The organism is Neisseria gonorrhoeae (genome assembly GCF_003315235.1).
GTDB classification, from domain to species: Bacteria; Pseudomonadota; Gammaproteobacteria; order Burkholderiales; family Neisseriaceae; genus Neisseria; species Neisseria gonorrhoeae.
Genome location: NZ_QNRU01000061.1, coordinates 1 through 3,301, shown reverse-complemented (window position 1 = coordinate 3,301; position 3,301 = coordinate 1). Strand labels below are relative to the sequence as shown.

Genomic DNA, 3,301 nt, shown 5'->3' with positions numbered 1-3,301 from the left:
TCAATGAGTTTATTTTGTTTATACCGGCTTAGACGGCTTTTTCTCATAGGGATAATTCTAACTTAATTTGAATTTCCCTAGTTATCTAGGACAGCCCCATTATTTTTATTTCCAGTCATTCTGGCTATTTTATGTATATTTCCATTATGTTTGATTATCATTTTATTTTTTCCAAGGATTTTCTTCTATATTGATAGTTTATCTAAAGATTTCATTTAAAATATCCTGACTAATTTCTTGTTTATATAATTCTACAATTTTCTGTTTCTGTGTATTTGTATAAAATTTTTCGTTGGTATCTGCTTGATATTTTAATTGTCTCAATATTTCCATGATTTCATATTCTGATTTTTCATCATATTCTTCAATCATGTAATCAACAAATTGTTTTAGAATATCAAAGGCTTCGTAACTTTCCAAAATTTTAATATGTTTATCGGCAAAATTGGACATATACCATTCGTCAGTGATTGGATTGGTATTTAAATCATCTAAAAAAACATTTACATCATCTAAAAACATGGCTAATCCTTAAACTTGAAATCTGTTTTCTCACTGGTTCTTGTATTTTCAATGTAATGTATCTCAACTTTGTTTATATTTTGAACGCGCTTAACCCAGCCGTCTTTTGCCAACCAACCATTTTTAGTATCGGACATAGGAGGTATTCTCGCAGGAGTTTTGCCCTGTGGGTTTGCCTTAACTTCTTCCATTGCTAATTGTTCCTTTAAATTATTAGGTATTGTACGACCGGTTGATTTTTCAACAGATTGTGTCCCTATTTTTAATGATTTGTTTCCCCCAGCCATTTCCCCGTCTACAGTCTGCATATGGCGGGCAGTAGGTTTTTCATAGCCGGTATCTTTAACTCAATCCCATTTAGTCGGGTTAAGTTCTACTTTTTTACCTCTCCAAACCGTACCTGCGGCCTCTGCTACGGCAAGGGCAGTTTGGGCAGTAGCTGTAATGTTCGGATGGGCATCAGCCCATTGTCTGGCAGAGTTGATACCGTCTTTTACCGCAAAAGCACTGTCCTGTAATAGGCTCACGGCGGCAAGTTGTGCTTCCGGACTTAATTTTCCTGAATTATTAATACCTTGTAGAGTCTGCTGCGCAGAGATGTAGCAACTGTATTTTTACCCCGTCGGGTAAAAATACAGTTGCTACGGCTGCTGGGAAAGCAGTTACTATTTTCCCAGTGGCTCAAAATTAATTGTTTCAGCAGATATTTTTATAATAATCCCTACATCAATAATAATTTCACTATAAAATTGGTATTTATATAGCTCTATTTCGGGTATAAACAAGGGAAACAAGCTATCTTCCTTATCCTCATAATCTACGAAATTATTTGTATCTAATTTAAAATTCAAAATATTACTGCATTTGATATATCCGAAATAATTACCTTCAATTGTATCTGTAAAAGATAATGTAAGGGTATTTCCATTATCGGAAAAGATTATTTCATAAAGGCTTACATTGTGAAAAATATTTTTTTTCATTTGACAAAATATCCAGAATGATGATGATTATTTGGCAATGGATTGCCTTCATAATCTTGTCGTTGCGGATATTTTCCCTGTACACCATCGGTTCGCGGCACTCTTTGGGTTCTTATAACCTCTCCATTTGGACGAATATCTATTTTCACGCCATCAGGACCTTTCCATGTTTCATATTGAGCCGCATCTGAACCAGTACGTCTAAAACCTTGTTCTTGCAATGCTTGACGTAATTCATCTCGCGTAGTTGGTCTAATAGATTTAACAACTGGCTTGTTTCCTCCTGCCATCTCCCCATCTAAAGTCTGCATATGGCGGGCAGCAGGTTTTTTATAGCCGGTATTTTTAACCCAATCCCATTTAGTCGGGTTAAGTTCTACTTTTTTACCTCTCCAAACCGTACCTGCGGCCTCTGCTACGGCAAGGGCAGTTTGGGCTGTTGCAGTTATATTCGGATGGGCATCAGCCCATTGTCTGGCGGAATTGATGCCGTCTTTTACCGCAAAGGCACTGTCCTGTAATAGGCTCGCGGCGGCAAGTTGTGCTTCCGGACTTAAATTTCCTAAATCATTAATACCTTGTAGAGTCTGCTGAGCGGCTGTATCTGATCCGGTCAGCGTAGGTTAGGTTAAAACCTAGCATTTTCAACATCTTGATGTTTTACTATAAACCTATTCTTGTGCTTCCTTTGTTAGATAAATTTCAAAACAAAAGACACGTATGCATTCTCTAATTTTATTTGAGATAAATAATGCATTGCTTTGTTGATACTGTTAAATAAATTACTTCCCTCGTAATACCAATTATCATATGTTTGATAAAAATAATTATCTTTCTTGATATAAATATCTCCCCCCAATACAAGTATTCTTTCATTTATAAATAAATTTAATATATCTATTGCAGTGGGGACGGGTAATGCGGCTTCTCTAATTCCAATTCCTATCAAAGATTCCCCTTGTCTCGAATAAATTTCAAAAATTTCATTTAACATATTAATCTCTATCTACTATTTTTCAGGAAGTTGTTGGTTAGGGACAAATAATCTATGATTAATTTTTCCATCTGCTTCTCTGATATATTCAAAATTTCCATCTTTTCCTTTATAAGATCCAGGGATATAAAGTTTATGCCTTACAATATTATCTCCGCCAACTATTTGTATTACTGTTCCATTTTCAGAAAAAGCATCTACTGATTGCGGAAAACCATGATAATCACCATTCGATGCTTGCCTTAATACTTTCTCTGTATAACCGGTATTTTCAAAAAAATTATTCGTTGTTACAGTATTTTTTGATTCCAGCGGTTTATTCCCACCGGCCATTTCCCCGTCTACAGTCTGCATATGGCGGGCAGCAGGTTTTTTATAGCCGGTATTTTTAACCCAATCCCATTTGGTCGGGTTAAGTTCTACTTTTTTACCGCGCCAAACCGTACCTGCGGCCTCTGCTACGGCAAGGGCAGTTTGGGCTGTTGCTGTTATATTCGGATGGGCATCAGCCCATTGTCTGGCGGAATTGATGCCGTCTTTTACCGCAAAGGCACTGTCCTGTAATAGGCTCGCGGCGGCAAGTTGTGCTTCCGGACTTAAATTTCCTAAATTGTGAATACCCTGTAAAGTTTTCCGTGCTGCCGCATAGGTTACCGGGCTTACCGCACTGTCTGTAATTGCCCCAATCCCTACTCCTTGAAAACCCATTAAAAAAGGATTAACCGCACCTTGGACGATGCCGCGAATATCATCCATACGGTTAGCCCGCCAATTTTTATCGGGGTCGTTTTCCCATATCAGT

5 protein-coding genes and 3 pseudogenes are annotated in these 3,301 nt (G+C 37.3%); all 8 read right to left on the bottom strand.

All coding sequences use genetic code 11. The features are described from left to right. Positions 1 to 198: 198 nt before the first annotated feature. The gene (locus DFR77_RS12475) at positions 199 to 522 is read right to left on the bottom strand and encodes a hypothetical protein (protein WP_002224708.1); all 324 of its coding nucleotides are present in this window, start codon (positions 520 to 522) and stop codon (positions 199 to 201) included. A 2-nt stretch (positions 523 to 524) separates the two neighbouring features. After that, complete coding sequence (locus DFR77_RS14325) at positions 525 to 809, bottom strand: hypothetical protein (protein ID WP_226882474.1); 285 nt, start codon at positions 807 to 809, stop codon at positions 525 to 527. Next, positions 783 to 1,118, bottom strand: a pseudogene (locus DFR77_RS14320) (MafB family polymorphic toxin); the annotation flags it as partial. The gene DFR77_RS14325 and the pseudogene DFR77_RS14320, both read right to left, overlap by 27 nt. 69 nt (positions 1,119 to 1,187) lie before the next feature. Beyond that, positions 1,188 to 1,505, bottom strand: a complete 318-nt coding sequence (locus DFR77_RS12465; RefSeq protein WP_002215112.1) for a hypothetical protein — start codon at positions 1,503 to 1,505, stop codon at positions 1,188 to 1,190. Beyond that, on the bottom strand, positions 1,502 to 1,795 hold the full coding sequence (locus DFR77_RS14315) for a hypothetical protein (RefSeq protein ID WP_002254397.1): 294 nt from the start codon (positions 1,793 to 1,795) through the stop codon (positions 1,502 to 1,504). The genes DFR77_RS12465 and DFR77_RS14315 overlap by 4 nt, the downstream gene beginning before the upstream one ends. Beyond that, positions 1,775 to 2,113 (bottom strand): annotated as a pseudogene (locus tag DFR77_RS14310) (MafB family polymorphic toxin); the annotation flags it as partial. The gene DFR77_RS14315 and the pseudogene DFR77_RS14310, both read right to left, overlap by 21 nt. A gap of 83 nt (positions 2,114 to 2,196) precedes the next feature. Further along, positions 2,197 to 2,499 (bottom strand): Imm40 family immunity protein, encoded by a 303-nt coding sequence (gene imm40, locus DFR77_RS12455; RefSeq protein WP_002234414.1) that lies wholly within the window; start codon positions 2,497 to 2,499, stop codon positions 2,197 to 2,199. Positions 2,500 to 2,514: 15 nt separating this feature from the next. Next, positions 2,515 to 3,301 (bottom strand): annotated as a pseudogene (gene mafB / locus DFR77_RS12450) (polymorphic toxin MafB class 3); the annotation flags it as partial.

What these genes read in the sequence shown, in the direction of transcription:
- DFR77_RS14325 (WP_226882474.1), bottom strand. Translation starts at nt 809, where the DNA reads ATGGCTGGGGGAAACAAATCATTAAAAATAGGGACACAATCTGTTGAA.
- DFR77_RS12475 (WP_002224708.1), bottom strand. Translation starts at nt 522, where the DNA reads ATGTTTTTAGATGATGTAAATGTTTTTTTAGATGATTTAAATACCAAT.
- DFR77_RS14315 (WP_002254397.1), bottom strand. Translation starts at nt 1,795, where the DNA reads ATGGCAGGAGGAAACAAGCCAGTTGTTAAATCTATTAGACCAACTACG.
- DFR77_RS12465 (WP_002215112.1), bottom strand. Translation starts at nt 1,505, where the DNA reads ATGAAAAAAAATATTTTTCACAATGTAAGCCTTTATGAAATAATCTTT.
- imm40 (WP_002234414.1), bottom strand. Translation starts at nt 2,499, where the DNA reads ATGTTAAATGAAATTTTTGAAATTTATTCGAGACAAGGGGAATCTTTG.